Genomic DNA, 26068 nt, shown 5'->3' with positions numbered 1-26068 from the left:
GTATACATTTGTATATCAAAAAATTCATCAATAAAAATGAGAAATGCTATTGTAATTTGAAATAACATCATGTATACTTCTAATTAGTTGATAACGATTATCAGTATCAACTAAAGACATTACTCTTCGTTATGTTGGTCATACCCCTTTTTGACGACGTAAGTCAGAGACGAAATGTTGAAATATCTTGTGTCCTATTCTACAGAATTATGGTAATCTCCAACCTCAACTTATATGCGTGAGCATGCAAAAAGGATCCTATCCGTGAAGGGATCCTTTTTTGCATGCTGTCGCAATTAATGTATAGAGACCCGGTACACGCTCTTCCATTCCTTCCGGTGCAGTAGAAGGGAAGACCCATCTTTGATGAGGCCCGTGTTCTTCAACTAGTTTTTCAATTTTAAAATGTTCTTCTGCAAGTGTTGTAACAATTTCTCCTAGCGTCCAGCGACGGATGGTTGTTTTAGGTAACGATTCTTTCTGCGCTTCTGTAAGAAGGATGCTATAAGCAACATCATCTTCAATCAATTCTTCATCAAAATAATTTCCATTTGCTCGAAATGATGGGTGGTCGACTCCTAATAATTTAGTATAAACAGGGTGATAGTCACGAAGGATCAGCATTCCATCTTCTTTAAGTAAAGTAGCAATTTTTTGAAAGAGCGGTTTTAAATCTAAAAAATAATGGAGTACACCGAGTTCCAGCAATACGATATCAAATGATTCGGAGAGCTGCACATGTAATACATCAGAAACGACATATTCGATAGAGACACCGGCTGCGTCCGCAAGTTCATTTGCATATTTTGCATTACTTGCTGAAATATCAACAACTGTTACGTCAGCTCCTAAAAGAGCGAGAGCAACAGCTTTATTTCCTTTTGACCCGAGTAAATTAATAATACGTTTTCCTTTCGGAGATTGTATGTAAGGTAAATAGTGATCTACCTCACGCATAGGGTCTTCTATGATTTTTTTCGCATAATCAGCTGGTGCCCCGTGACGATTCGTCCAAGCTTCATAAGCAGCTGCATTCCAGCTTTTTTCATTACGTGTGCTTAGTTGTTTTTGATTCAATCGTATCACTCCTTTTGTGAACGTATAGGTATTCGGCAGGGGGATGGAATTTCCTTTTCTTTTTGGATAAAAGTTTGATTTTTCTGTTATTACTTCGTGAAATACGTTGCCGAATAAAATTGATAATGTACAGCCACTATTTGAACGAATCGATGTAAAACAAATTGAGCGTGAGTTAGAAAAGCTATATGGAGCGGTAAAGTGAGATAGAGAAAAAGACCTTTCAAATAAATGAAAGGTCTTTTGTTATGCAGTAGGATTCTCCTTCTTATCCTTTAAGAAGAACAGCACAGCAAGGATTACGAGAATAATAGCTGCAATATCATATGTTATTTTGAATGTGGTATTAAAGTTTAAGTACTCCACCAAAGGGGTTTTGACTGCCCCAGCATATATGCAAATGGGAATGAGGAGAAAATCGTAAAATTTCTTTTCTTTCATACTATCTTATTAGGAAGAAGATACACATAATGGCAAAAAAGGCTACGCTTAAAATAGTCATTTATACCTCCAAATAGATTTGAAATTATACCAAATTGTAACTTTATTTCCATTTATACGCAAGTTAATATTTTTAAGCACTATACACGCGATTACGTTTTTTTTCTTTCCTAGCTGTAAGAAGTTGAGGAGTGAAAATCCCAAGTAATATAACGATAATCCCAATCCACTGCATGAACGTTACGACTTCATGTACAAGTGTAATAGAAGCAATAATGGCTGTTGGTAATTCAGCTGCACCTAGTATTGTACCAAGTCCTGTTCCTACTTTCGGTACGCCAATCGAAAAACAAATGACAGGTACGACAACGCCGAATAATCCGAGGAAGAAAGCATATTTCCATAGGCCAGCTTGCAGGGCACCATCTGTTAAAAAGGTTGGCGGGAAGAATAGGCATACGATAAGCGTAGCGCTTGTTGTCATAAGAAAGCTTTTCGTATAAGGCGGAACTTCTGTAGCAACACGCCCACTGGCGAAAACATAGAATGAAAAAGAGACAGCGGCTAATAGACCAAAGATCATACCTTTCGTGGAAAAGTTTTGTCCGAGACCTTCAAAGACACCGCCTGCAAACAATGTTCCAGCAAATAAAATAATGATAGATATAACTTTCTCACGGCTTGGAAATGTTCGGTTTGCAATTGCTTCAATAACGACACCAATCCATGTGAACTGGAAAAGTAGAACGACAGCGATAGATGCTGGTAGTTCTTCTACAGAAATAGCGTAGAAGATACCGGTCATACTCATCGTTGTGCCAACTGTTAGTAAGGAAAAGAATTGCTTTTTTGTTACTTTATGACGTGAAACGAAAAGAACGAGCAGGAGAAGACCAATCCATCCGAAGACATATTGTCCTCCTAATAGTTGATGTGCTGAAAATCCATTAATGAATCCGAGTTTGAAAATAGTTGAAAGTACGCCGTAGCTACAAGCTCCGAATAAAACGAGTAATGAATACTTAAATTTCTCCATGAAAATCCTCCTTTTACATAATAAAAAACGCCCGCTATCCAAATAGGATAACGGGCGAACGAAACAGAGTCATATACTCTACAAAATTCCGCCACTCATACGAAGTATGAATTTGGGATATGAAATTGTAGTAGGTTTTTACATTGCTTTTGGGAATACAATAGAACATTTTACACCTTGAGGCGTGTTTTGTATACCATAAGGAAATTGATGTTTATCTAGTATTTGTTTTACAATGTATAACCCAAGACCACTACCTTGTACTAAGCCGTGTTTGTCAGGGTTTGCGCGATAGAATGGCTCAAATAAATGAGCAAGTTTATCCTCATCTATTTGTGAACCTGTATTTAATACTTCTAATGCGTAACCGTTTGGCTTTTCATAAAGCTTTATATATACATGCTGATGGTCAATTGTATAATGAATTGCATTTGAAATAATGTTAAAAATGGCAGTTTGAATAAATTTAGGATCAGCTAAAACTTGTACATCTTGTTTAATGTTAGATTGAACATTTAACTGCTTTACAGATACGAAATAATCTACTTTCTTCATAACATCCTCAATAATATTAGTTAATGAGATAACTTTTAAATCAGGTTTAAATTGAGGGTTTTGTATTTTGGATAATTCCGACATTTTTTCCGTTAATATGTTAATGTCTTGCATCATTTCATAGGAACGTTTTAAATATTTATCTCTATCTTTATAAGCTCCAATTCCGTGAATCATGCCATCTAGTTGTCCCATAACGGCTGCGATTGGTGTTTTTAATTCATGGGAAACCATAGACATAAATTCTTTACGAGATTGTTCTAATTGTTGTTCCTTTTTGAGTTCATTTCTTAAATCTTGATTGCTTGCATGTAAATTCTTCACTATATTTGGTATTTGTGAAGCAGCTACTTGTAAATTAAAATCTGTTTGATCCGTATTTTTGTTGAGTAGCTTTTTATCTGAGAAATCAAGATTCATAATATCTTTTAAAGCATCACTCATATATTGAAAAGGTTTAGCAATTAGTTTTGCATAAATTAAAGATCCGAGCAGAGAGAGTGCAAGCATTGTTGCGCCAATATGTGGAGCTAATTGCTGCAGGACATCTGTTAATTTTGGATTATCTTGTGCATCATTTGCTTTACTTGCTGCATTTTGTTTATGTAAGGCATCATTAGTAGCGACTTGCTTTTCCATTTCTGTAGATGGAGCAGAAGCGCTATTTTCCCCCGAAATATTTTGAGCATGTTCTTTTGCTTTTGCAGTTTGGCTAGGCTGCAAAAGGTGATTGATAGCTGTAGAGAGAGAATTATAATCTATAATAGCAGATTGGAAATTAAACATGTCCCCCTGTGATACAGCTTTATTTTGATTCGTTTTACTTTGATCGTTTTGTTTATCTGAATCCGCTTGTTCTGTAGTATGCGTTCCATTTTCTTTCGCAAAACGTTCTTTATCGTAGTTTGAAGCTAAGAAGTAAATAACTTGATAAAGACAAAGTGATAAAAGAATACAAAATAATAAGGTTTTGATGAAAATATTTTTGGTGATGTTGTCTTTGCTACGACTCGATTTTGTAGCCAATGCCTTTCACCGTTTTAATATAAGGAATTCCTAATTTTTTTCGTAAGTTTTTAATATGTGTATCTATAACTCTTACATCACCATAATGTTCATAGCCCCATACCTTATTCAACAAATCACTTCTTGATAATACTTTTCCTCGATTTTGCAGTAAAGTATAAATAATTTCAAATTCTTTTGTTGTCAATTCAATTTGATTACCATGAACATAAGCGGCGTATGCTGTAGAATTTAACATCAATTCATGGAATTGTAGTATAGTCGCAGCTTCGGCTTCCTTCGTTGCTGCCCTTCTTAATACAGCTTCTACACGTTTAATAAATACGGTGTAATGGAACGGTTTCGTAATATAGTCATCAATACCTAATTCAAATCCTTTAATTTCACTTTCTTCATTATGTAAGCCTGTTAACATAATGATTGGTACATCAGATTGTCCTCGCATAATTTTACAAATACTATAGCCATCTATATCTGGTAACATCACATCAAGGAGGACAAGATCGTATGAATTTTTTTGGAAAAGAAGTATACCTTCTGTTCCAGCACCAACGACATCAACAGTAAAGTTTTGTGCCATTAGAAATTCACGAATTAGTTCTTGTATATCTGGGTTGTCTTCAATCACCAGTATATGCGTCATAGTAACACCTCCTAAATAACGCTTTTTACTGCAATATTCGAATTCATCATTTTTTCGATGACTCAGATTGTTTATACATATAATAAGCCCCCGCCATAAAATAATCATGAAAGTAGCAAGGGGAGTTGTTTAGTGAAACTGAATATTTAAGAATTACAGTAATTCTATTATAGTATGTATTGTAAAATTTATAAAATATTATAACTGTATAATTTTAATATCCATGTTTATCAATGTTTGGATGTTACCTAACACAATCTATTCCTATTATATATGTAAATACAGTTGTTTTGCTACTGTAAATGAAGAAATAAAATAAGCCAAGACATAAAATTCTTGGCTACACGTAAATCGCGCTTTGAGGTTATTTTACAGTGACAGTAGCTTGCTGGGGAATACGCTCAAATAACCAGTGTATATCATTGTTATACATACGAATACAACCTAGTGTTGTCCACTTACCAATTGCCTGATTATTGTTCGTACCATGAATCGCATAAGTTGTTCCGTAAGTTCCTGCCATGTTTAGTCCGAGCCAACGGTCACCAAGCGGATTACGTGGATCGCCGCCTTTAATTTTGCCTGTGTAATAAGGACGATTTTTAATTTTATTTACGATTTGGAAAGTACCTTTAGGTGTAGGAGTAGATGCTTTTCCAGTAGCGACAGTAAAACTTTTTATGAATTTTCCGTTTTGATAATAATCCATTTTATTTAACTGTGTGTTTACAATCAGTTGATCTTTCGTTGTAGCTGCCTCAGCATTTGTGAATGGAATAGTTAAAAATCCTAATGATAATAGTGCGCCTAATAATAGTTTTTTCATTATATTCTCCTTTTTACTATTGTAATAGTCTTACATACAATGAATTTGCAATCCTCGTAATACTTTATTTACATTTTCATCTAATGTTTCAAAGAAAGTAGTAATTTTGGCATTGTGTTTGTTGTTTTTATCAATAAGTAATCTTTCATTTAATAAAAGTTCGCCATGTAGTCCAAAACTTTGAACTTGAATATTTAATTCATCTTCCGTTTCAGAAATAATTGGTAAGAAGTAGTGAAAAGCTTTCGTTGGAATGATGTAGCTTTTGCCAATCATGCTTTCTTGATTTGAATTAATCCATTTTTTCGTAACAATCTTAATGTTCTTTTTTGAAACGATAAAAGACAGTGTTGTAGACTTTGTTAAACTTACGTCAAATTCATTTGTTTCACATATGTGTAAATTAAAAACGGTTTCATTTTGGTGAGATTCAACATTTGTATTAATAAAATCGTGCATCTTATAAGCTTCCATTTCGTATTCACCCTTTTTTCAATTTCGAAAAGCGATTAATATTTATTCAAATTAATGTTTAGTCATATATTAGTTAAATTTTTAAACAAATTCCGATATAATCTTACAATACGTATATGAAGCTAATATGAAGTTCGTATGAGTTTGTAGTGGTTTTTTATTAAGAACAAAATATAACGATTTTTAAGTGTTAAAAAATGGATAAAAAATGCATATTAAGGCCTTGGTTTCTCACGTTATATACTTGTTAAGTTGTCTGAAAATGAAAGTAAATAAAGAACGGAAAAGTTTAGTGAGAGCCTTACAAAAATGTAATAAAAATGTAAGCTATTGTGATAGTTATTTCGACAATTTTTTTATACAATATTAGTAAGAAGTTGCACGTGATTGAAAGGAGAGATGACATGGAATGGATTCATGAATTATTTCAGCAATACGGGTACTATGTTGTACTTGTTGGTTTGCTGTTAGAATATATTGCACTTCCGTTTCCGGGAGAGCCAACGTTAGCATATGCGGGATTTTTAGCACATAAGGGTGATTTAAGTTTACCGATTTTAATTATCCTATCCTTCATTGGGACAAGTGTAGGAATGACGATCCAATACTTTTTAGGAAATAAATTAGGAATGCCCTTTGTTCAAAAGTATGGGAAATACGTATTTTTAACACAAAGAAAAATCGACTTAACAAGAATGTGGTTTGATAAGTATGGATACTTCTTGATTTTTATCGGTTTCTTTATTCCTGGTGTACGTCACTTTACAGGATACTTTGCGGGAATTATTAACTTACCGTTCCGCCGTTTTGCAATTACAATTTACTCAGGTGCTCTATTTTGGGTATCATTCTTCTTAATCGGTGGTTACTGGCTAGGTGGCAATTTACAGGATATTTTTGGAGCGCTAGAAGGTCATATCGGTAAAATTATTTTTGGAGTGATTGCGATTGTAGCAATTACGTTAGGAGTTCGTTTCCGTAAACAGTTAAAACGAGCATTATTACAAAACGCAAGTTAATATGGAATCCATTCTATGTCAGAATTTAGGAAGGCAGTGCAGAAGCACTGCCTTTTTTATTTTAATAAGTTTTTGTTTACCTGTTTAAAAATTTATAGATTATATTGTCAATTATTAACGTCAAAATGACAATTATAATTGACAAAAATAAGGATATTATTTACAATTTTATTTAAATAAATGAAAAAGAGGGAAGACATGAAGCTTCAAAATCGAGTGAGGGAATTGCGAGCAAAGCATCGTTTATCACAAGGGGATTTGGGGAAAGCGATTGGATCATCGCGGCAAACGATTAGTTTAATTGAGCGCGGGGATTATGCACCATCTATCGTATTGTCGTTAAAAATCGCACAAATTTTCAATGTACCGGTGGAGGAAATATTTACGTTAGTGGAGGGGGAAGATGATGGTGAAGAGTAAACGAAAAAAACAATTTGATTTTGTGGGGAAAATGGCATTAAGTATGATGGGTGGCTTTTTAACATCTTATATAGCTTTAGATTTACTCTCGGGTGAACCGAGAAAGTTATCATCTAATACATTTATAGGTATATGTACTATTTTTGGAATCTTAATGATGTACTATACTTGGAAGAATACACGTATGTTAGCAGAGGCACGCGATGAAGAAGAGAGTGTACAAGGCAGAAAATTAGGCATTATAAGTATATATTTACGTGTAGGTGATATAGTTACGCAGGCATGGTTTGTATATGCAGTTATCGCATGTAGACGTGCACTGTTGCAGGATACAAATGTTTCATTTGCAGTGTGGAATTTAGTAGCTTCTATTGTTTGTTTAACTATTGTAGTGATTAGTGGGCTCATAACAAAAAATCGTTATAACAAGCTATATCCTGAACAAGGTGTGACATATATGGAATCTATGAAAATGTGGACGAAAAACGCAGATGAAGGATTAAAGCACATTGTGCATGAGGCTGGATATAAAGCTTATGAATTTACGAATACAATATTGGCATATGTATGGTGGGCTGCCGTTATATATACGGCGGCTAGTGATATCGACTTTGTATTAATTGGCTTAATCTCATTTATTTGGATATTGCATCTCGGAAAGTTCATGTACGAAATGCATAGAAAAATGATTTATTAAGGGGAGAAAAAGGTGGATATTTTAAGAAGGCCAGCTGGTACTATGACGGCGGCGTTAGTTTTGTCCATTTTATACGGAGTAATCCGAACTGGGAAATTAGAAGTAATTTTGAACCTGTGGGCAATAGTTGGAATTTCATTGTTAGTATTAGCCATTCATGAGCTAGGGCATGTAGTATTCGGTGTAATAGGTGGTTTGAATTTTAAATTTATGACAGTAGGACCTATTACTGTTCAAAAAGAGAAGGGGAAAGTACGCATTCGAGAAAATAAATTATGGGCGTACTTTGGAGGCATTGCAACACTAGTACCACCTTCTATAGAGACACCGAACCTTTCGAAAAAGTGGGCATGGCTTACTTTAGGTGGACCGATTACGAGTTTACTATTTGGTATTACTTCAGGTTACATATATATGGTGAGTTATTATCAATATCTTTTATATTTTTCCTTTTTCCATTTTGCAATCTTTGCAGTTACAATTGTGCCGATAAAAGGAACGCTTATGAGTGATGGTATGCAATTTCTTATTTTAATTAAAGATGATGAAAGAGCTAGAAATCATTTATATGAGATTCAAATATCGAGTGAGTTATTTAGTTATAAAAGACCGAGAGATTGGGATGAAAGATTGGTAGAACTGAGTGAGGAAAAAATAAAAGAAAATAAAGGGATAAGAGAGATAATGAGTAGACTTATGCTCGTCTTTTTGGCTCGTGCGGATCAAGAGGGAATGGAAAGAGCCGTACCGTATATAAAACAAATTGTTCAACTACCTGTAACGAAAGAAAATAAGTTTTTCGTTAGTAGTTTTCATAGTTGGTACCTTTTATATAAAGCCCTTTATGAGATGGATAGTCTTTCTTTAGAAGAAGCGAGGGAACATGGGAAGGCTATTACAAAAATGGACCTAAACGGATATTATCGCACACAAGGAATTATTAAATATTTAGAGGGCGATATGGAAGCGTCACACATTTATATGAGGAAAGCTGATAAAGAATTGAAGAGCGCTGAAAAGAGTGGAATGGGATATTTACAATTAGAGAGAGAATGGTTTGAGCAGCTAAAGAAGAGGGTATCTTACGATGGGTGAGGTAACCTCTTTTTTCTATGTCTTCTTATGCCGTTCCATAAAAAGTGTGGGGCGAGTAAAATAAGATAAGAAGAGCAAAGCTTGGAGGAATTCTAGATGGAAATTTTAACGATTATTTTAATCGTCTTGCTCATTTATGTTGTTTTTAAAGTGGCATATGTAGCATTAAAAATACTCGCGATCTTATTAATTATCTTTTTAATCGTAGAGTTCGGCAGTAAATTGCTTGGGGGATAGGGTATGTTGAGCGTCTTGATTGTCGAAGAATGTCGGTAAGTCGATATCCTGTGTCGAATCGTCGATATAATGAAAAAATCGCTGATATAAGTGGAGAAATCGTCGATATATTTGAAAAATCGCTGATATAATCTGGTTGGTACTGGATGGGGTATATGGAAAAGGAGTTGCTGTAGAGTAGCTTCTTTTTATTATGGTGACGGGGTCTGCAAACCAACATAAAAAAAGCTGGAAGAATCTCTTCCAGCTTACGAGTTACTTTCAATTTGGCGACCGTTTTCTTCTTCGTTGTCTTGTAATAGGTTGAATACATCTGCTAGACAGAATGCAATGAACCAAGTCCATAGACCGTGGAAGAAAGCTGAGCTTAATTGAAGTGGTAATGTATAGTTAGTCATTGAGTAGGAAATGCATCCGCCGACAATTCCGATCATTGTTAATAACATTGTTTTTTGCGCATTTTCTTCTGGATTAAAGAGGAAGAAAATGTATCCACCTAAAATTGAAGCGCTTACAAGTGTTTCGATTCCATTAAAAATGATATTCTCTCCAAGCTGAGTGTTTGTCCAGAAGCAGATTGTTCCGCCGATAATAGCAAACAGGACAGCTATTGTATATCGTATATATTGATTCATATGTTCATCTCCTTATGTAATAAGATGATTTGGAAGTCAAAAAGGTAGGTATAGTATATTGAAGTGAGTTTTAATTGTACGTATCTTTTTATAAAAAGATCATTGAAGAGTAACTAAGATGATCGGTTATTTAAACCGTTACGTGTATGGTGTCTGAAATATACCTGACTGCTCGTTTCTTTTTGTTTGTAAAATATGAGAAACTTCCAAGTCTATATACTCTTTTTTTGTGAGTCTGTTTTCATTATAACACATTTAGAGACATAATAATAGAATTATCTGATTTTGTAATAAGTGTAAAAAATAAAAAACGCAAGGAAATACCATTAACGGTGCGGTTTAGTAGAAGAAGGAGTTTCATTTATTTTGATGAAATATGTAATCAAGGTGAGATCTAAGTAGACTTAAATATGATAAAAAATGTTTTATGGCATGCATGTAAACGTAAGGGAGGAGAGCTAACTTGGAGTTCACAACAGAAAGATTAATAATTAGGCCTTTTAAAAGTACTGATTTACAGGATGTATTTGCTATTTATAATAGTGAGGATACATGTAAGTTCCTATTACATAATAAGTGGACTTATGAAGACATGCAGGAAAGATTTAATAAGAAGCTAGCAAACAATGCACTTACTAAAGACTCAATATTAAGTTTGGCGGTTATATACAAAACTAAGGTAGTTGGTGATTTATCCGTATGGTACACAAATATGAAAGACACTGTTGAGATTGGTTATAGTTTTTCAAATGAAGTAACTGGGAGAGGTTTGGCAACAGAAGCAGTAAGTCGTTTGGTATTTAAATTATTTCATGAATGTAATGTACACCGTATACAAGCTAATCTTGATGCACGAAATACAGCTTCACAAAAATTGTGTGAACGAATAGGCATGAGAAAGGAAGCACATTTCATACAAGATTTCTGGAATAAAGATGAATGGACAGACAGTATTGTATATGGAATGCTATCCTCCGATTTGTAGTAATAAACGTAGTGATTGTATTATGCTAAAAGGTGCGTGAGTTGAATAACAAAGGGCATCACATATAATATGTGATGCCCTTTCATGTATTGACCTTTTTTATATGCGTTTGAAACGGCCGACAATTTCAACTGTTTCAGTAATGTTCATAAATGCTTTATTATCCACTTGACGGATAATGCGTTTCATTTCGCCTAACTCATAGCGAGTCACGACAGTGTAAATCATTTTTTTCTTATGGTTTGTATAGCCGCCGACAGCATCTACCATTGTCACGCCACGTATGCCGTGATGTAGTAGGGCGCTTTTTATTTCCTCGCCTTTTTCTGTAATTGTCATTATCGTTAATTTAATATGTTTCGTATGCACAGCATCGATCACTTTGCTGACTACAAATCGACTAATTAACGTATAAAGTGTAATATCCCATCCGAAAATAAATCCTGCTACAACAAGTAAGATTAAGTTGAATACAAATATGATTGCTCCAATTGAAACATCTCGATATTTCGCTACAATCAATCCAACAACATCAAAACCACCTGTTGAAGAAGCAAATCGGAATATGATTCCTGAGGCTGCTCCGCAGATTACACCGCCGAATACAGAAGATAGTAAAATATCGTCTGAAACTTGGTGTACAGGGATAATGTTCATCGCTAACGATGATACAGCTACAAAGTACGCTGTTAAAAAGGTTGTCTTCTTGCCTAAGTAAAAGTGACTTAAAATAAGAAGAGGAATGTTTAGTAAAAAGATAAGTGCACCGATATTGTAGTGCATTAAATAACCGATAATCATCCCTACTCCAGCGAATCCACCGCTAATCATGTTATGCGGGATAAAGAACATATTCATAGAAATTGCATACAAAATAGAAGCTACGAAAATAACAACCAACTGTATGATAAATTCTAAGTGAAATGTTTTAGCTGCTGGGAAGGATAAAAAGGCGGTGTCGGGAACGTAATCGGCGTCTCCTAGTTGACCCATAGTATGTTTCATCTCCATATTCATTTTTGATTACAAGAAGAGAATAAAGGTTTTTTCAAAAACTGGCAATAGTTTTATTATAATGCAAAAATTTTATAAATTTCTAATAAATCAAGCCTATTCATTGATGTGTGTGAATATACTAAAGAAAGCGAATACAATGTTTCTCAATTATTATTTTCTTGAGAAAATATGCAAAATACTTTTTTTGACGATAAAAGGAAATAGAGAATGTTTGCCGAATGTGCTAAAATGACCTTATTAAGGATGTGAAGCGATGGAATTTTTATTGCAGGATGCAATTCTATATATATCGTTTGTAACGACAGCACTTTGTTTATTAGAAGTTTTCTTCCTTGCTAACGTTTCTCGCTTTGTGCGTCAGCAAGCATCGAGCGGTAGACAAAGAGCATTTGCGTTAGTTGATACATGTGAAGATAGTGCGGGGAATGTACCGCTATTTTCTATTTTTTATAAATATGGAATGATTCGTTCTGTACGCAGACAAGAATCAAGTGAAGAGAATGACGAGGTCGGTCCGTATACACCAATGTTTCGCTAAATAATTACGAAACATTGGAGGAATGAACATGTTAAAATCATACCGAGCTGTGCTCGTTAGTTTATCATTATTACTTGTTTTTGTTTTATCTGGTTGCAGTAATGCAGCACCAATTGATGCACATAGTACGGGAATTTGGGATCATTATTTTGTATATCCAATCTCGTTTATGATTCAATTTGTTGCTCATCATATACCGGGAGCTAGCTTTGGGATTGCTATCATTATTATGACGCTCGTTATTCGTTCAGCAATGATTCCATTAGCTGTTTCGCAATATCGTAGCCAAGCGAAAATGAAGAAAATGCAACCTGAATTGCAGAAGTTAAAGCAGAAATACGGTGATGTAAGCAAAGATCTAGAAAAACAAAAACAGTATCAAAAAGAAATGTCAGAACTAATGAAATCAGGCGGTTGGAATCCACTTGCTGGTTGTTGGCCAATCTTTATACAAATGCCGATTTTCTCTGCTTTGTATTATGCGATTAGCCGAACAGAAGAGATTCGTATATCTTCGTTTTTATGGGTGAACTTAGGACATGCAGATCCTTATCATATATTACCGATTATTGCAGCATTAACGACATTTATTCAAATGAAGGTTTTCCAATCGAATATTACACCTGGAGAACAAGTACAAATGCTAAAGATGCAGCAAATTATGATGCCCGCAATGATTTTATTTATGGGATTTGCGGCACCATCAGGACTTGTGTTGTACTGGATAACAGGTAACTTATTTACAATGACACAAACAATCGTATTAAGAAAAATAATGGAACGTGAAGAATTACAATTACAAAAAGCTTAGAAAAACACCGCTCGGGATGAGCGGTGTTTTTTTTGTTAAGTCGTTAAGGAAATGTTAAGAAACCAACATTACTATAGGCGTTGTATACGAAAGTGTACATGCATTAGAAATATGAAGGAGGAAATTTCCTATGAAGAAGAAAACAGTTGGGTATTTAGCGATTGCAGGTGCTTTATCATTCGGAATCATTGGAGGAGTCGGTATTCCGGCATTCGCGGCAACGAATACTCAAGCAGTGGATCAGTCTGCAAAAACGGCGAAAAAAGATTTAGATGATGCTACAAAACAAAAAGTAAAAACAATTATGGACGATACAAAGAAACAGTTGGAGGAGTTAGGTGTAAAGCTTCCAGAGAAAGAAAAACGTAAAGAAATGTTTGCGGGATTAGATGATCAAACGAAAGAAAAAGCGAAATCAATTTTAGAGCAAGAAAAGTCTGGAAAATTAACAAGAGAACAAGCAAAAGAAGAATTGACAAAACTAGGAGTGAAGTTGCCGGAAAAGGGTAAACACAAAGAAATGTTTGCGGGATTAGATGATCAAACGAAAGAAAAAGCGAAATCAATTTTAGAGCAAGAGAAATCCGGAAAATTAACACGTGAACAAGCGCAAGAAGAATTAACGAAATTAGGCGTGAAAATGCCGGAGAAGGGTAAGCGTAAAGATATGCTTGCTAACTTAGATGAACAGGCGAAAGAAAAAGTGAAGTCAATTTTTGAACAAGAAAAGTCCGGTAAATTAACGCATGAGCAAGCAAAAGAAGAATTAACGAAGTTAGGCGTGAAACTCCCAGAGAAAGAGAAGCATGAAGACATCTTTGCAGGAGTAGATGAGGCAACAAAAACAAAGGCAAAAGAGATTTTAGACAATGAAAAGAAACAATTAGAGGCATTAAATGTGGATCTTCCGCATCATAAGTTTTTTATGAACAAAGAAGATAAATAAGCGAATTACGTAGCTTTCGTGTGGGCAACCGGAAGGTACGTGCGAGGACCGATTTCTGTCAGCAGAAATCGGTCCTTTTTAACGATTCAATAAAATTCTTTTTATTGTTAGTATGTATCCAAAGACGCAGTAGAAGATTGCAAAACCGATAAATACTTCCGTATATTGATATTTACCTAATACATAGAAGGAAACAGCTGGTATAATAGCTACCGCTAAAATGCTATAACCAGGATATTTGTGCCGATGCATGATAGCGAATAGAACAGAAAGAAATGTAGCGATGATACAAAAAACAGCAATCATTATTGGTGCACCTCCTATATGAATTATACCGTTTTTAGGGAATTAGAGAAGTGTCGTAAATTCTGTTATAATATAAGAAGAGAAAAATTTCGTATGTTATATAAAAAATATATTGATTTTTTCTAACAATTCAATATAATGAACAATAACTACAAAATTCGACATCAAGAAGTGATGATGAGGACACGATCAATTTTTTACGATTCTCAGAGAGGGAAGCCTTTGGCTGTGAGCTTCCTAATACGAAAAAATAGATTACCACCTCTGAACTGCAGCAGTGAACGAACATTTAGTAATTGCTTGCCGGCAAAAACCGTTATTTTAGACTTGAGAAATTGGTGAAGTGTGTTACTTTGCGAATTGAAACAAGGGTGGAACCACGAATATAACACTCGTCCCTTTTTTAGGGAGGAGTGTTTTTTTATTTCATTTTTGCATCACACTAGGATTGGAAGGAGGATACGCAGCATGCATCATGATGAGAAGAACAAAATTGGTTTAACGGTAGCACTTTCTATCGTAGTAGGAACGATTATTGGGTCTGGTGTGTTTATGAAACCAGGCAGCGTATTAGATTACTCAGGGAGTTCTAATATGGCGATTCTTGCTTGGGTAATTGGTGGTCTGTTGACGCTAGCAAGTGGTTTAACAGTAGCTGAAATAGGAGCGCAAATCCCGAAAAATGGTGGGTTGTATACGTACTTAGAGGAGATTTACGGAAGTTTTTGGGGATATTTATCAGGCTGGATGCAAACAATTGTTTATGGGCCAGCTATTATTGGAACATTAGGGTTATACTTTAGTTCTTTAATGATTAATTTTTTCTATTTAGATAAAGTATGGAATTTACCAATCGCAATTGGAACAGTTGTGTTCCTTGGCGTTGTAAATAGTATGGGAACAAAATACGGAGGTATCGTTCAAACGATCACGACAATCGGGAAGATGATTCCAATCGTATTAATTGTTGTGTTAGGTTTTTGGAAAGGGAATAGCGATATCTTTAACGTAGTTGTGCCGATATCAGAAAATCAAAGTATCGGGATGGCAATTTTAGCAACGTTATTTGCTTATGACGGTTGGATTTTACTTGCTTCGATTGGTGGAGAAATGAAGAATCCAACAAAGCTATTACCGAAAGCAATGACAGTTGGGATTTTAATTGTAACAGCTGCTTACGTATTAATTAATTTGGCGTTATTGAATGTATTACCAGCAACGCAAATTGTAGAACTTGGAGAAAATGCAACAGCGACAGCTGCAGGAATGCTACTTGGAGAATATGGTGGGAAAATTATTAGTATCGGTATTATCGTTTCTATTTTCGGTTGTTTAAATGGAAAGATTTTAACGTTCCCACGTATCCCGATGTCGATGGCAGAACGTGGACAACTTCCATTTGCTAAGTTTATTGCGAAGGAAAGTCCAAGATTTAAAACACCAGCAAATGCGATTACTGTTGAAATCATTTTAGGAATTATTTTAATGATTATTAGCGATCCGAATAAGCTATCTGAGATTTCCGTATTCATTATTTATATTTTCTATGTAATGACGTTTATCGGTGTCTTCATTTTAAGAAAACGTAATAAAAATAAAGAGCGTGCATACAGTGTACCGTTATTCCCAATCGTCCCAATCGTTGCGATTTTGGGCTCACTCTTTGTAATCGGTAGTGCGATTATTAACGATCCACTAAGTTGTTTCTTATCAATTGGAATTGTCTTTACGGGACTGCCGGTATATTGGTATTTAAATAAGAAGAATAAAACTGCTGTTTAATAATTAGAAAACAGGCGTATCATACGCCTGTTTTTTATGTGAAAAAATTTGAAAGTATAAAATTAGAATTATGGGGAATTACATTACCCTATTTTATAACCTAGAAACAGGTAATTAAGTATAGTTAATTACCTGTTTTGGGTAGTAACATTTTAAAGTCATAAGCATAAACTTTCTTTCCGCCTTTCACGGTGGCGAGTATAGATTCTATACCTTGTATTTCTTGTTCGGATACTTTTCTTCCGTTTGTTAAGTTGTATCTTTCTATATAGTATTTATTATTGCGCTTTGCATCATAACGTAGAACATATAATGAGTCGTTTTCGAAATAAGTTTGTTCATTATATCTAACGCCATCTTTAACATGGTAATCTATGGTGAATTTATGGCTCATCGTATTATTTTTAGGGTTATATGTATATATATCACCAAGACCGTTTAAAAAATATAATTCGTTGTTATATATATATGCGGAATTATCTAATGAAAATGGGCTGGTTGCAGTTGAGTTTTCTTCTTTATACATAAATATTGTATTTTGTTCTAAAGTGGCTTTATTAGTACGTAACAAGAATGTTTCCCCTTTTAGCGGATCATCCTTATCAATTGTACTCATAACCATGTAGTAATTCTCTGAATCTACTAAAATAGGTGAAAGATTAGCATGGTCCTCTTTTCCATTTATATTAAGCGCTGTAATATTCTCTATATTCATTGTTGCATCATTAAACGTTAATTTTTTTAATTCGTATTTATTAGTAACTAATTCTTGAGTGGCTACTAAAATATTTTCCCCATCTAATCCAGAGCTAATAATGAAATGAGGGATATTGCTTTTATGAATAACTTTTTCATTTCCGAATAAAACATTTGAATTATAGTTCCCGTTCTCTTTGTCCATTCCTGAATTGTAAATAGTAACAAATATCTTTTGGTTTGCTAAATATCCATTAAAATCACCGGTATGTTGGTATTTTATTTTATGAGTAGTAGGATTTTCTCCTAGAAATGTTATAGTATTTTTACTCTCTAATAGAACTTGTTTTTTATCGTCGGATACACCAATACCGCCGAGCTCTAGACCACCCATTTTATATCCGCTAGCAACGCCTTGTTTATTTATAAATATGGCATAACTAATGCCTTTACCATCTAAATCTTGATCGGCAGTGGATGAGAAGTAAAGCACAGCCTTTTTATCATCTAAAAAATTTTTATTTTGTATTTCTTTATCTGATATTAAGTTTGCATTCTTATCTTTTATACATAAATAGTAAGCTAATACTGCAATCGTTATAATAATCGTAAAAAATAGAATTATTTTCCGGTGATTTTTCATTTTCACTTCTGCTCCTCAAATAACCAAAAAGTGAAACAAATAAATTGTTTCACTTTCAGTTTTAAAATTATATATTACGAATTAACGATGTTTTTTGCGCATCTCTAACATCTCGAGGATATACACCTGCTCCACCATCTTTATCTAAATCTAAACCACCATGTAATTTATAAGCAGACCATATCAATTTAGAACAATTCTTCGCGCCATAATGGCTAGTATTTCTATTGTTTGCGAAATTATAAGAATAGTCATCCTTTCCTACACGATCTTTCGCCCACCAAGCTGCGTCATTTTTATTTTGCCAAGAAGTATTTACAGATTTGACAACTGCATCACCTTTATCAACTAAGCGTTTATTAGTAGCAATTGTGCGCACACCTTTGTCTGGTACAGATTCAACAATCAAGTCTTTACTATAGTACATACCGACATGTCCGTGATTCATATAAGCAGTTGTAGATCCAGTATAATAAAAGTCGCCCATATTAGAATTTCCTACTTTTACATTTCCGCCGCTAGCACCATATTGAACATTAGTAGTATCTTTATTATTTCGTTGAGTAGCTTCTCGTTCTCCTTGTTCATGATTTGCTTTTAATTCTTTATAAATTTGTTCTGCTAAAGCTTCTTTTGTATTGCCCGTATTTTTTGCAACTTCAATAATATCTGAAATTAACTCTTCTGTACTTACGTCTGGCTGCAATTTCTTAATCTCATTTAAATACGGAAGTTCGTTACTTGCTGCGAAAGATGATGTAGGCACAAGCCCAGCTGAAGCTAAAATACTTGCTGTCAAAGTTAGTGCAGTTAATTTTTTCATTTCTTTTCCCCCTAAGTTTTTTGATATTCCAAACTATTGTGTGTTTATAAAGTATAGTATTTACTCTACAAGAAAATAATAATTTTTCTGTAATTTTAATACAAGTCTAGTAAAGAAAAATCTTATTTGGTACAATTTGTTTGTAAATAATAGGAAATTTAATCAAGTTTATTATAAATTAAATTTATATATATAAATTTAATAATAAATGTTGTTTTTTATTAATATTTCTTAGTTTGATTACAAATTGGATAGAAGTAGTGATAATTTTTCAGATAAGGATCTTTATTTAAATGTTGGAGATATATCATAAGAGGGGAGTTTCTTATGATAAAAAATTGTACTTGCTTCCGCTTTCTTTTTTGGTTACTATAATCGTAGTAACCAAAAAAGAAAGCGTGGGGAAAGACTTGAATTTTCGTGTGTATATTTTAGCTATCGCGGCTTTCGTAGTCGGAACGGTTGAGCTAATTATAGGAGGAACGCTCGATTTAGTTGCCAACGATTTAGGTGTATCTATTAGTGCAGCTGGTCAGCTTATCACAATATTTTCAGTAGTATTTGCTTTATCAGGTCCTGTTTTACTAGCTTTAACAGGGAAATTTGAAAGAAAAACATTGTATGTTGGGGCATTATCAATTTTCTTAATCGGAAATATTATTTCAGCATTTAGTGTGAATTACGGGATGTTAATGTTCTCAAGGGTGATTTGTGCGGCGAGTGGTTCGCTTATTATTGCACTGTCAGTAACACTTGCTTCTAGCGTTGTAGAACCGCATTTTCGTGCGCGTGCAATTGGAATCATTTTCATGGGGATTAGTGGGTCACTTGTACTTGGAGTACCGCTTGGCCTTGTACTCGGAAATGCATACGGATGGCGTGCACCATTTGTACTCATTTCGATCTTAACAGTTATAGCAATCGCTTGTATTTCATTATTCTTAACGAAAGTACCACCGACATCGGTATTATCAATAAGAGAGCAGATTGCTACGTTAAAAGATAAAAAAATCGTCAGTGCACAGTTAACGTCATTCTTATTTTTAACGGGTCATTTAACACTATATGCATATTTAACACCATTTTTAAAAGATGTTATGCATGTGGAAGCGAATTGGATTAGTGTATTTTACTTCATCTTCGGAATCGCAGCAGTAATTGGGGGCGGCTTCGGAGGTTGGCTTGCTGATAAATGGGGATCGAAGAAAAGTATTATTTCAATTATTATCGTATTTGCGTGTGCGATCTTCCTATTGCCGATGATGACATTCTCATTCCCGCTGTTCATTATTATGATGGGACTTTGGAGTATGCTGAGCTGGGCTATTTCGCCAGCACAACAAAATTATTTAATTGAAATTGCACCGGAATCAGCTGGTATTCAGCAAAGTTTAAATAACTCTGCCCTTCACTTAGGAATTGCGCTCGGTTCAACAGTAGGCGGAGTTGTTATTGAGAAATCGTCTGTTATATATAATGCTTGGGTAGGAGGCGGCTTTATTATATTAGCGCTGCTTTGTGCGATTTTCTCGATTACGAGAGGACGTTCTACTCAGTTTGCGAAGGAAGAATCTATCGTTTGATAGGTTCTTTTTTATTTGTAAAAAATTGCAGGTTTTAGTAGAAAGGTAGAGAATTTGTATGTAGCGAGGTGATAGAAAATGGCATATGATTTAGTCGGAGTGATACTTAGCCTTATACCAATATTTGTGGTCGCGTTTATTTTTAGATGGGTTCGTTTCATCTATCAAAATTCAGAGAAACAAGTGGAGCAAAATGAGAAGATTATTGAGCTGTTGATGGAGATAAAGGAAAAAGATAAGTAATATGTATTCATTTGAAATTTGTTTCTCGTAAGATATGAAGGCACTTATAAAGTGCCTTTTTTATTATGTTTGAAAATTGGAAACATGTAATGTTTATTTGTCAATAGCAGCATGACAACAAAACGTTTTAAAATGGCTTATTACTGTGAAACTTTCTCAACAATTCGACAAGATACTACAAAAAAACCACCTATTCTCTTTTTTTCACTATAAGTACAATGAAACAGTAAGATTGCTTCATGTAGAAATTTATATATGGTGGTGGAGAGAATGAAACGAAAGATGGTAGGAAAATGGTTTAGTTTTTTAAGTGCTCTTATTATTTTATTAGGAATTGCGATGCCACAAGTAAAGGCAGAAGTAATGAACAGAGAAACATATAAAATGGATTGGAGCTATAGTAATTCGAAACAGCGTGAAATAAAGACAGAAATAATTAAAACGGCTTCGGGTAGTATTGCGTATTGTTTAACGCCTGATTTACGTTCGCCCAATGGGGATGATTTGCCTGAGATGGGGAAAACATCCGATGCTGTATATCGTATTTTATTAAATGGATATCCTCAAAAAAGCCCATCTGAATTAGGTGTAGCGACAACGGAAGAAGCGCATTATGCTACACAATTAGCAGTATGGATTGCAGCAAATGAATTAACGGAAGAAGATTTAGTTGCAAAAAATGAACGTGTACATAATCTTATGAAGCGTTTAGTAGAGGCTTCAAAGAAAGAAACTGGATCACAAAATGTATTCTTTAAAGTTAATCCTGTAGATTCACAAACTGCTACAAAAAAAGGTGATTATTTAGAAACAGGATTTTATGCAGTGCAAACAAATGCGGTTTCTGGCTCTTATACAATTCTTCCTGAAAATGCTCCTAAAGGGCTTCGCATTGTAAATGAAAATGGTGAAGAGAAAAGTACGTTATCAATTAACGAAAAATTCAAAATATTAATACCAAAAAATACGAGTAGTGGTAACTTTAAAATGAAAGTGAAGTCTACTTTAACAAATTTACAAGCAATAGCTTTTAAAGGATCGGAAAAAGTTCAAAATACAACGGTATTGTTACAAAGAAATAGTGAGAAAATCAGTACAGATTTAGTTGTAAATTGGGAATCAGTAGGTTCTTTAAAGATTATGAAATTAGGAGAAAAAAAGGAAGTATTAAAAGGAGCGGTGTTTGAAGTTTCTAATGAAAACTTTAAACAAAATGTTACGACTAATGATAAGGGGATTGCGGAGTTAGGTAATCTTCCAATCGGTATATATAGCGTCAAAGAAATTCAAGCGCCAGCTGGATATGTGTTAGACGGAAGTGTTAAAAAAATTGAAGTGAAAACTGGTGAAACTGCTGTATTAGAGCTTAAAAATGAAAATGTAAAAGGTGAATTAGAAATAACGAAAGTAGATATAGCGGATGGGAATACGAAACTGCCGAACGCAGAATTTACAATCTACAACGAACAAGGGAAAGAAGTAGTAAAAGGAAAAACGGATGAAAAAGGTGTAGCGAAATTCAAACTACCATACGGAAAGTACACGTATAAAGAAACAATAGCGCCAAATGGATATGTAATAAATGAAGAGACATTCGCATTTGAAATAAAAGAGAATGGACAAATTATTAAACATATTGTTCAAGATAAGAAAGTAGAAGGTGAGTTAGAAATAACGAAAGTAGATATAGCGGATGGGAATACGAAATTACCAAATGCAGAGTTTACAATCTACAACGAACAAGGGAAAGAAGTAGTAAAAGGAAAAACGGATGAAAAAGGTGTAGCGAAATTCAAACTACCATACGGAAAGTACACGTATAAAGAAACAATAGCGCCAAATGGATATGTAATAAATGAAGAGACATTCGCATTTGAAATAAAAGAGAATGGACAAATTATTAAACATATTGTTCAAGATAAGAAAGTAGAAGGTGAGTTAGAAATAACGAAAGTAGATATAGCGGATGGGAATACGAAATTACCAAATGCAGAGTTTACAATCTACAACGAACAAGGGAAAGAAGTAGTAAAAGAAAAAACAGATGAAAAAGGTGTAGCGAAATTCAAACTACCATACGGAAAGTATACGTATAAAGAAACAATAGCACCAAATGGATATGTAATAAATGAAGAGACATTCGCATTTGAAATAAAAGAGAATGGAGAAATTATTAAACATATCGTTCAAGATAAGAAAGTAGAAGGCGAGTTAGAAATAACGAAAGTAGATATAGCGGATGGGAATACGAAACTGCCGAACGCAGAATTTACAATCTACAACGAACAAGGGAAAGAAGTAGTAAAAGGAAAAACAAATGAGCAAGGTATAGCGAAATTCAAACTACCATACGGAAAGTACACGTATAAAGAAACAATAGCACCAAATGGATATGTAATAAATGAAGAGACATTCGGATTTGAAATAAAAGAGGATGGAGAAATTATTAAACATATTGTGAAAAATAAGAAAGAAGAAAAGGCATCGTTTCCTTCTAAGCCAAATAAGCCAACACCGAATGGAGAAGTGAAACCTTCTGCTGATGTGAAGCCAATGCAACAACCTAGTACTCATAATGAAGTGCGATTACCAGCTACAGGTGGCGTCGGCAATGAATTTACGGTTTTATTTGTTCTAGGACTTGGTTTTATTATTGCAGGAGCTTATGTGTTAAAGATGAAAAATAGAAAAGAAATGTAGAAAAAAACGCCTTGTAATAGAGGCGTTTTTTTAGTATCTCAACTTCATCAACAAACTCTTAATTTCCTCATCTTCCATAAAGAGATCATGGTGTTTCTGGGTAATCTTTGCAAGTGCAACGTCATGGTAGAAAAATTCTGTAAAGAACTTTACGAAAGGTTGTGACATTGTTTTCATCGCTTGCCATGACTCTTGCTCTACACCAGCAAATAAAATTTCACGGTCGTCAACGATGAGCAGTAAGTATCGCTCTAGCGCGTTAGGCTCTTCGGCTGGGATTAGAAAATGCATGTTTTCTAAGTCTGTTTTTACTTTTCCAACTATAAGGGCTTCGGTTTTGACGCCTTGTTTTGCTTTTTCTTCTAATAACGGAAGATATTCTAAAAGGGTATCGTTCCAAGCTGAAATGCGAATTGATTCTTTTGCACTTTCGATGAGCTCTTTACTTTGAACGCGAATAGAAGATTGCATTTTTAAGCTCCATACACGATCATCTGTAAATGATTTTTTCGATATAGTTGTCTCTAATTCTTTAATATTGGATTGAAATTCTGTCGTTAATTTTTCAATTGCTAGCTTGAGTGGTAATGCTGTATACATCTTTTTCTTCTCCGAAACAGAATCCATTACCATTCCTTTATCGATTAGACGTGCAAGCACTTCATATATTTTTGCTTTTGGCACGCCAGAATGCTTCACAATCGTTGTAGCATCTAATGGTTCGTTGCTTGATACGACAACTTCGTAAGCTTGGCTTTCATATTGTGAGAAACCGAATTTTTGTAACATAGTTCCCTCCGAACGAATGAGATTATAGTTTAAGGATAATGAACTATTTGTTTTTGCACAAGTGGTAGTCAGTTTTCTAATTGTATTAAGGTGAGAATTAATTTCAATTTTTTAATTTTATCTATTATACTTAATATAATGATTAATATGATTACAATACAACAAGAAGGGTAATTAACTGTTACGATTTATTTAACCAATTATAACGAAAGTTAATTAAATATATCAGTAAGCCCTGCTAGTCAAGTGATTGGCTAGTAGTGAGGGTTAACTGCGGGCAATCCCTAAAGCTGATTGAACTACAACGTGGCTAGAAATAGCGAGCGTGAATGTCGCGAAAGCAGAAAAAATCAATCAGATGGTGCAAGGTTAAATCCTAAACACTAGAACAATGGGTCTTCCGCCTCGAATCATCTAAGTCAAAATGGATAAGGTGAACGTTCAACGACTATCTCGTATAACTGACGAGAGTACATCACAAGCCTATGGTGGTGGAAAAATCCTCTATCTTTAAGTAGATAAACATATAGTCTGCGCTCATGTGAAAACATGAGAAGTTCATAAGAGAACTGGCTAAGGAATTGCGCCCTTAGTTGAACAAGATACATTTAATTAAATCTATCAAACTTCATTGAAAGTATCGAACATACGTGCTATGTTAGGTTTAATGAGGTGAGAATAATAATGAAATTTTCACGAGTTAGTCAAGTATCAGAATTAACAGGTTTGCATCCGAGTAGTCTAAGGAGAATGCTGGTGGAACACGCTACGATTCAGAAGAACAAATCTTTCATTAAAGGAGTTACATTCTGATGATATTAGCGAAGAAAGTCAGACTGATTCCAACGCCTGAACAAGAGAAAGTGCTTAGAAATCATGCTGGTGCTGCAAGATTTGCTTATAACTATTGTAAAAGAATGAGTGATAGATACTATAAGCTATTTGGAAAATCTGTTTCACAGTTAGCTTTACAGAAACGATTTACAAAGATCAAGAAGCGAAAGAGATATGAGTGGTTAAAAGAAATTAATGCACAAGTTCCCAAACAGGCTTCAAAAGATTTTGATACGGCGAGAAAACATTCGTTCAAAAAGTACAAAAATGGTTATCACACTTCTTATAAATCCAAAAAAGATGTAATCCAAGGATTTTATGCCAATTATGAAAGACTGGTTATAGGAAAGAAAGTCGTTCATATTCAGTCTATTGGAGAAGTGAAAACAAGCCAACAACTACCAAGAAATAAAAAACCATCCAATCCAAGAGTTACCTTTGATGGTCGTCACTGGTGGATTAGTGTAGGGTTCCAAGAAGACTTTGAATCACAAGAACTAACGAATGAGTCGATTGGTGTGGATGTTGGTTTAAAAGAACTTTTTGTAGCTTCTAATGGTATGAAAGAACGAAATATAAACAAAGATGCTAAGGTTAAAAAACTTTTGAAAAGGAAAAAGTCAGCGCAAAGAGATATGTCTAGGAGATTTAAAAAAGGTGTGAAAATTCAGTCTGCCGGATATGAAAAAGCGAAAGCTGAGCACCTGCGGTTATCTAGGAAAATTATGAATATCCGAAATAACCATATCCATCAAGCAACAGCTAAATTGGTGAAAACCAAACCAATGAGGATTGTTGTGGAAGACTTATCTATTTCGAACCTGTTAAAAAACAAAAAACTATCGAAGGCACTTTCCTTTCAAAAATTAAACTTCTTCTTTCAATGTTTATCATACAAGTGCGAGAAGTACGGCATTGCGTATGAAAAAGCTGATAAATGGTTCGCCTCAAGCAAGATTTGCTCATGTTGCGGCGTAAAATACGACCATTCGGTTCAACCAGAAGGACAGTGGAGTTTAAAGATTCGTGAATGGCGTTGTGCTTCATGCAATAGCTATCACGATAGGGATGTAAATGCTGCGATAAATTTATCAAGATGGGTAAAATAAATGCTTGATAATAGGAGGTAACGATACTGCCTCGTGTGGAGTGTTATACCCCTCGTCCCTTCGGGGTTGCGAGAACACGATG

28 protein-coding genes and 1 other annotated feature are annotated in these 26068 nt (G+C 34.4%); of the genes, 15 read left to right on the top strand and 13 right to left on the bottom strand.

The window, feature by feature from the left end; all coding sequences use genetic code 11:
* Nucleotides 1–258 precede the first annotated feature (258 nt).
* The 7 genes from NST14_RS25775 to NST14_RS25745 form a co-directional block, all read right to left on the bottom strand.
* Nucleotides 259–1077, bottom strand: coding sequence for a class I SAM-dependent methyltransferase (locus NST14_RS25775; RefSeq protein WP_001072269.1), 819 nt, complete (start codon nt 1075–1077; stop codon nt 259–261).
* A gap of 246 nt (nt 1078–1323) precedes the next feature.
* The gene (locus NST14_RS25770) at nt 1324–1518 is read right to left on the bottom strand and encodes a hypothetical protein (protein WP_324255450.1); all 195 of its coding nucleotides are present in this window, start codon (nt 1516–1518) and stop codon (nt 1324–1326) included.
* Between the two features lie 133 nt (nt 1519–1651).
* Nucleotides 1652–2554: an EamA family transporter gene (locus tag NST14_RS25765; protein ID WP_000410516.1), complete on the bottom strand. Its 903-nt coding sequence runs from the start codon at nt 2552–2554 to the stop codon at nt 1652–1654.
* Nucleotides 2555–2692: 138 nt separating this feature from the next.
* Nucleotides 2693–4135: a sensor histidine kinase gene (locus tag NST14_RS25760; protein WP_048557415.1), complete on the bottom strand. Its 1443-nt coding sequence runs from the start codon at nt 4133–4135 to the stop codon at nt 2693–2695.
* Nucleotides 4113–4778, bottom strand: coding sequence for a response regulator transcription factor (locus NST14_RS25755; protein ID WP_000148833.1), 666 nt, complete (start codon nt 4776–4778; stop codon nt 4113–4115). The genes NST14_RS25760 and NST14_RS25755 overlap by 23 nt, the downstream gene beginning before the upstream one ends.
* Before the next feature lie 364 nt (nt 4779–5142).
* Nucleotides 5143–5604 (bottom strand): L,D-transpeptidase, encoded by a 462-nt coding sequence (locus NST14_RS25750; RefSeq protein WP_000734937.1) that lies wholly within the window; start codon nt 5602–5604, stop codon nt 5143–5145.
* Nucleotides 5605–5634: 30 nt separating this feature from the next.
* Nucleotides 5635–6078 (bottom strand): DUF3978 domain-containing protein, encoded by a 444-nt coding sequence (locus NST14_RS25745; RefSeq protein ID WP_000388752.1) that lies wholly within the window; start codon nt 6076–6078, stop codon nt 5635–5637.
* A gap of 404 nt (nt 6079–6482) precedes the next feature.
* Between NST14_RS25745 and NST14_RS25740 the strand changes: the two genes are divergently transcribed.
* The 5 genes from NST14_RS25740 to NST14_RS25720 all read left to right on the top strand — a co-directional run bounded on the left by NST14_RS25740 (nt 6483) and on the right by NST14_RS25720 (nt 9546).
* Nucleotides 6483–7097, top strand: a complete 615-nt coding sequence (locus tag NST14_RS25740; protein WP_000454760.1) for a DedA family protein — start codon at nt 6483–6485, stop codon at nt 7095–7097.
* 198 nt (nt 7098–7295) lie between these two features.
* Nucleotides 7296–7517, top strand: coding sequence for a helix-turn-helix transcriptional regulator (locus NST14_RS25735; RefSeq protein ID WP_000776166.1), 222 nt, complete (start codon nt 7296–7298; stop codon nt 7515–7517).
* On the top strand, nt 7504–8214 hold the full coding sequence (locus NST14_RS25730) for a DUF3169 family protein (RefSeq protein WP_048557416.1): 711 nt from the start codon (nt 7504–7506) through the stop codon (nt 8212–8214). Before NST14_RS25735 ends, NST14_RS25730 begins: the two co-directional genes overlap by 14 nt.
* A 42-nt stretch (nt 8215–8256) precedes the next feature.
* Nucleotides 8257–9309 carry a cytochrome c oxidase subunit II gene (locus NST14_RS25725; protein WP_048557423.1) on the top strand — a complete coding sequence of 351 codons (1053 nt, stop codon included), beginning with the start codon at nt 8257–8259 and terminating at the stop codon, nt 9307–9309.
* 96 nt (nt 9310–9405) lie between these two features.
* Nucleotides 9406–9546, top strand: coding sequence for a DUF3985 family protein (locus tag NST14_RS25720; RefSeq protein WP_000404784.1), 141 nt, complete (start codon nt 9406–9408; stop codon nt 9544–9546).
* 248 nt (nt 9547–9794) lie between these two features.
* Here NST14_RS25720 and NST14_RS25715 read toward each other — a convergent pair whose 3' ends face one another.
* On the bottom strand, nt 9795–10181 hold the full coding sequence (locus NST14_RS25715; RefSeq protein WP_001077770.1) for a DUF3938 domain-containing protein: 387 nt from the start codon (nt 10179–10181) through the stop codon (nt 9795–9797).
* A 463-nt stretch (nt 10182–10644) separates the two neighbouring features.
* On the opposite strand from NST14_RS25715, the gene NST14_RS25710 reads away from it, so the two are divergent.
* Nucleotides 10645–11166, top strand: a complete 522-nt coding sequence (locus NST14_RS25710) for a GNAT family N-acetyltransferase (RefSeq protein WP_000397311.1) — start codon at nt 10645–10647, stop codon at nt 11164–11166.
* 99 nt (nt 11167–11265) lie between these two features.
* Here NST14_RS25710 and NST14_RS25705 read toward each other — a convergent pair whose 3' ends face one another.
* The gene (locus tag NST14_RS25705) at nt 11266–12159 is read right to left on the bottom strand and encodes a YitT family protein (protein ID WP_000530037.1); all 894 of its coding nucleotides are present in this window, start codon (nt 12157–12159) and stop codon (nt 11266–11268) included.
* Nucleotides 12160–12436: 277 nt separating this feature from the next.
* On the opposite strand from NST14_RS25705, the gene NST14_RS25700 reads away from it, so the two are divergent.
* The 3 genes from NST14_RS25700 (at nt 12437) to NST14_RS25690 (ending at nt 14478) form a co-directional block, all read left to right on the top strand.
* Complete coding sequence (locus tag NST14_RS25700) at nt 12437–12721, top strand: hypothetical protein (protein ID WP_000394930.1); 285 nt, start codon at nt 12437–12439, stop codon at nt 12719–12721.
* 28 nt (nt 12722–12749) lie between these two features.
* Nucleotides 12750–13532, top strand: coding sequence for a membrane protein insertase YidC (gene yidC / locus NST14_RS25695; protein WP_229143398.1), 783 nt, complete (start codon nt 12750–12752; stop codon nt 13530–13532).
* Nucleotides 13533–13662: 130 nt separating this feature from the next.
* Complete coding sequence (locus NST14_RS25690) at nt 13663–14478, top strand: hypothetical protein (RefSeq protein WP_341119238.1); 816 nt, start codon at nt 13663–13665, stop codon at nt 14476–14478.
* Between the two features lie 78 nt (nt 14479–14556).
* Here NST14_RS25690 and NST14_RS25685 read toward each other — a convergent pair whose 3' ends face one another.
* A complete protein-coding gene (locus tag NST14_RS25685) occupies nt 14557–14784 on the bottom strand; it encodes a hypothetical protein (protein ID WP_048557418.1) in 228 nt (75 codons plus the stop codon).
* Nucleotides 14785–14949: 165 nt separating this feature from the next.
* Nucleotides 14950–15187 (top strand) — a binding site (T-box leader).
* A gap of 65 nt (nt 15188–15252) precedes the next feature.
* On the opposite strand from NST14_RS25685, the gene NST14_RS25680 reads away from it, so the two are divergent.
* Nucleotides 15253–16566, top strand: coding sequence for an APC family permease (locus NST14_RS25680; RefSeq protein WP_048557419.1), 1314 nt, complete (start codon nt 15253–15255; stop codon nt 16564–16566).
* A gap of 124 nt (nt 16567–16690) precedes the next feature.
* Here the strand turns inward: NST14_RS25680 and NST14_RS25675 are convergent, their stop codons facing one another.
* Together NST14_RS25675 and NST14_RS25670 are read right to left on the bottom strand one after the other, a co-directional pair.
* Nucleotides 16691–17905: a hypothetical protein gene (locus tag NST14_RS25675; RefSeq protein ID WP_000788578.1), complete on the bottom strand. Its 1215-nt coding sequence runs from the start codon at nt 17903–17905 to the stop codon at nt 16691–16693.
* Between the two features lie 67 nt (nt 17906–17972).
* Nucleotides 17973–18728 carry a YiiX/YebB-like N1pC/P60 family cysteine hydrolase gene (locus NST14_RS25670; RefSeq protein ID WP_000736809.1) on the bottom strand — a complete coding sequence of 252 codons (756 nt, stop codon included), beginning with the start codon at nt 18726–18728 and terminating at the stop codon, nt 17973–17975.
* Nucleotides 18729–19126: 398 nt separating this feature from the next.
* Here NST14_RS25670 and NST14_RS25665 point away from each other — a divergent pair, with 398 nt between their 5' ends.
* From NST14_RS25665 to NST14_RS25655, 3 genes are all read left to right on the top strand, one after another.
* Nucleotides 19127–20311: an MFS transporter gene (locus NST14_RS25665; RefSeq protein WP_113732894.1), complete on the top strand. Its 1185-nt coding sequence runs from the start codon at nt 19127–19129 to the stop codon at nt 20309–20311.
* 78 nt (nt 20312–20389) lie between these two features.
* Nucleotides 20390–20554 carry a hypothetical protein gene (locus NST14_RS25660; protein WP_000312826.1) on the top strand — a complete coding sequence of 55 codons (165 nt, stop codon included), beginning with the start codon at nt 20390–20392 and terminating at the stop codon, nt 20552–20554.
* Between the two features lie 270 nt (nt 20555–20824).
* Nucleotides 20825–23254: a SpaA isopeptide-forming pilin-related protein gene (locus tag NST14_RS25655; protein ID WP_229136637.1), complete on the top strand. Its 2430-nt coding sequence runs from the start codon at nt 20825–20827 to the stop codon at nt 23252–23254.
* A 30-nt stretch (nt 23255–23284) separates the two neighbouring features.
* Here NST14_RS25655 and NST14_RS25650 read toward each other — a convergent pair whose 3' ends face one another.
* On the bottom strand, nt 23285–24043 hold the full coding sequence (locus tag NST14_RS25650) for a TrmB family transcriptional regulator (RefSeq protein WP_000939490.1): 759 nt from the start codon (nt 24041–24043) through the stop codon (nt 23285–23287).
* A 684-nt stretch (nt 24044–24727) separates the two neighbouring features.
* Between NST14_RS25650 and NST14_RS25645 the strand changes: the two genes are divergently transcribed.
* Together NST14_RS25645 and NST14_RS25640 are read left to right on the top strand one after the other, a co-directional pair.
* A complete protein-coding gene (locus NST14_RS25645) occupies nt 24728–24856 on the top strand; it encodes a hypothetical protein (protein ID WP_000672785.1) in 129 nt (42 codons plus the stop codon).
* A complete protein-coding gene (locus tag NST14_RS25640; RefSeq protein ID WP_073536122.1) occupies nt 24856–25986 on the top strand; it encodes an RNA-guided endonuclease InsQ/TnpB family protein in 1131 nt (376 codons plus the stop codon). The genes NST14_RS25645 and NST14_RS25640 overlap by 1 nt, the downstream gene beginning before the upstream one ends.
* The last annotated feature ends 82 nt before the right edge of the window (nt 25987–26068 follow it).

The sequence above is a fragment of the Bacillus sp. FSL W8-0519 genome (genome assembly GCF_038005585.1).
Lineage (GTDB): Bacteria > Bacillota > Bacilli > Bacillales > Bacillaceae_G > Bacillus_A > Bacillus_A paranthracis.
The sequence above is the reverse complement of the archived record's forward strand: the minus strand, read 5'-3'. Positions and strand labels throughout refer to the sequence as shown.

Bases quoted from the DNA above. Each gene is read 5' to 3' on its own strand.
- NST14_RS25655 (WP_229136637.1), top strand. From the start codon at position 20,825: ATGAAACGAAAGATGGTAGGAAAATGGTTTAGTTTTTTAAGTGCTCTT.
- NST14_RS25675 (WP_000788578.1), bottom strand. From the start codon at position 17,905: ATGAAAAATCACCGGAAAATAATTCTATTTTTTACGATTATTATAACG.
- NST14_RS25660 (WP_000312826.1), top strand. From the start codon at position 20,390: ATGGCATATGATTTAGTCGGAGTGATACTTAGCCTTATACCAATATTT.
- NST14_RS25745 (WP_000388752.1), bottom strand. From the start codon at position 6,078: ATGGAAGCTTATAAGATGCACGATTTTATTAATACAAATGTTGAATCT.
- NST14_RS25670 (WP_000736809.1), bottom strand. From the start codon at position 18,728: ATGAAAAAATTAACTGCACTAACTTTGACAGCAAGTATTTTAGCTTCA.
- NST14_RS25685 (WP_048557418.1), bottom strand. From the start codon at position 14,784: ATGATTGCTGTTTTTTGTATCATCGCTACATTTCTTTCTGTTCTATTC.
- NST14_RS25770 (WP_324255450.1), bottom strand. From the start codon at position 1,518: ATGAAAGAAAAGAAATTTTACGATTTTCTCCTCATTCCCATTTGCATA.
- NST14_RS25730 (WP_048557416.1), top strand. From the start codon at position 7,504: ATGGTGAAGAGTAAACGAAAAAAACAATTTGATTTTGTGGGGAAAATG.
- NST14_RS25755 (WP_000148833.1), bottom strand. From the start codon at position 4,778: ATGACGCATATACTGGTGATTGAAGACAACCCAGATATACAAGAACTA.
- NST14_RS25715 (WP_001077770.1), bottom strand. From the start codon at position 10,181: ATGAATCAATATATACGATATACAATAGCTGTCCTGTTTGCTATTATC.
- NST14_RS25740 (WP_000454760.1), top strand. From the start codon at position 6,483: ATGGAATGGATTCATGAATTATTTCAGCAATACGGGTACTATGTTGTA.
- NST14_RS25650 (WP_000939490.1), bottom strand. From the start codon at position 24,043: ATGTTACAAAAATTCGGTTTCTCACAATATGAAAGCCAAGCTTACGAA.
- NST14_RS25735 (WP_000776166.1), top strand. From the start codon at position 7,296: ATGAAGCTTCAAAATCGAGTGAGGGAATTGCGAGCAAAGCATCGTTTA.
- NST14_RS25750 (WP_000734937.1), bottom strand. From the start codon at position 5,604: ATGAAAAAACTATTATTAGGCGCACTATTATCATTAGGATTTTTAACT.
- yidC (WP_229143398.1), top strand. From the start codon at position 12,750: ATGTTAAAATCATACCGAGCTGTGCTCGTTAGTTTATCATTATTACTT.
- NST14_RS25765 (WP_000410516.1), bottom strand. From the start codon at position 2,554: ATGGAGAAATTTAAGTATTCATTACTCGTTTTATTCGGAGCTTGTAGC.
- NST14_RS25705 (WP_000530037.1), bottom strand. From the start codon at position 12,159: ATGGGTCAACTAGGAGACGCCGATTACGTTCCCGACACCGCCTTTTTA.
- NST14_RS25690 (WP_341119238.1), top strand. From the start codon at position 13,663: ATGAAGAAGAAAACAGTTGGGTATTTAGCGATTGCAGGTGCTTTATCA.
- NST14_RS25725 (WP_048557423.1), top strand. From the start codon at position 8,257: ATGACGGCGGCGTTAGTTTTGTCCATTTTATACGGAGTAATCCGAACT.
- NST14_RS25680 (WP_048557419.1), top strand. From the start codon at position 15,253: ATGCATCATGATGAGAAGAACAAAATTGGTTTAACGGTAGCACTTTCT.
- NST14_RS25720 (WP_000404784.1), top strand. From the start codon at position 9,406: ATGGAAATTTTAACGATTATTTTAATCGTCTTGCTCATTTATGTTGTT.
- NST14_RS25645 (WP_000672785.1), top strand. From the start codon at position 24,728: ATGAAATTTTCACGAGTTAGTCAAGTATCAGAATTAACAGGTTTGCAT.
- NST14_RS25640 (WP_073536122.1), top strand. From the start codon at position 24,856: ATGATATTAGCGAAGAAAGTCAGACTGATTCCAACGCCTGAACAAGAG.
- NST14_RS25700 (WP_000394930.1), top strand. From the start codon at position 12,437: ATGGAATTTTTATTGCAGGATGCAATTCTATATATATCGTTTGTAACG.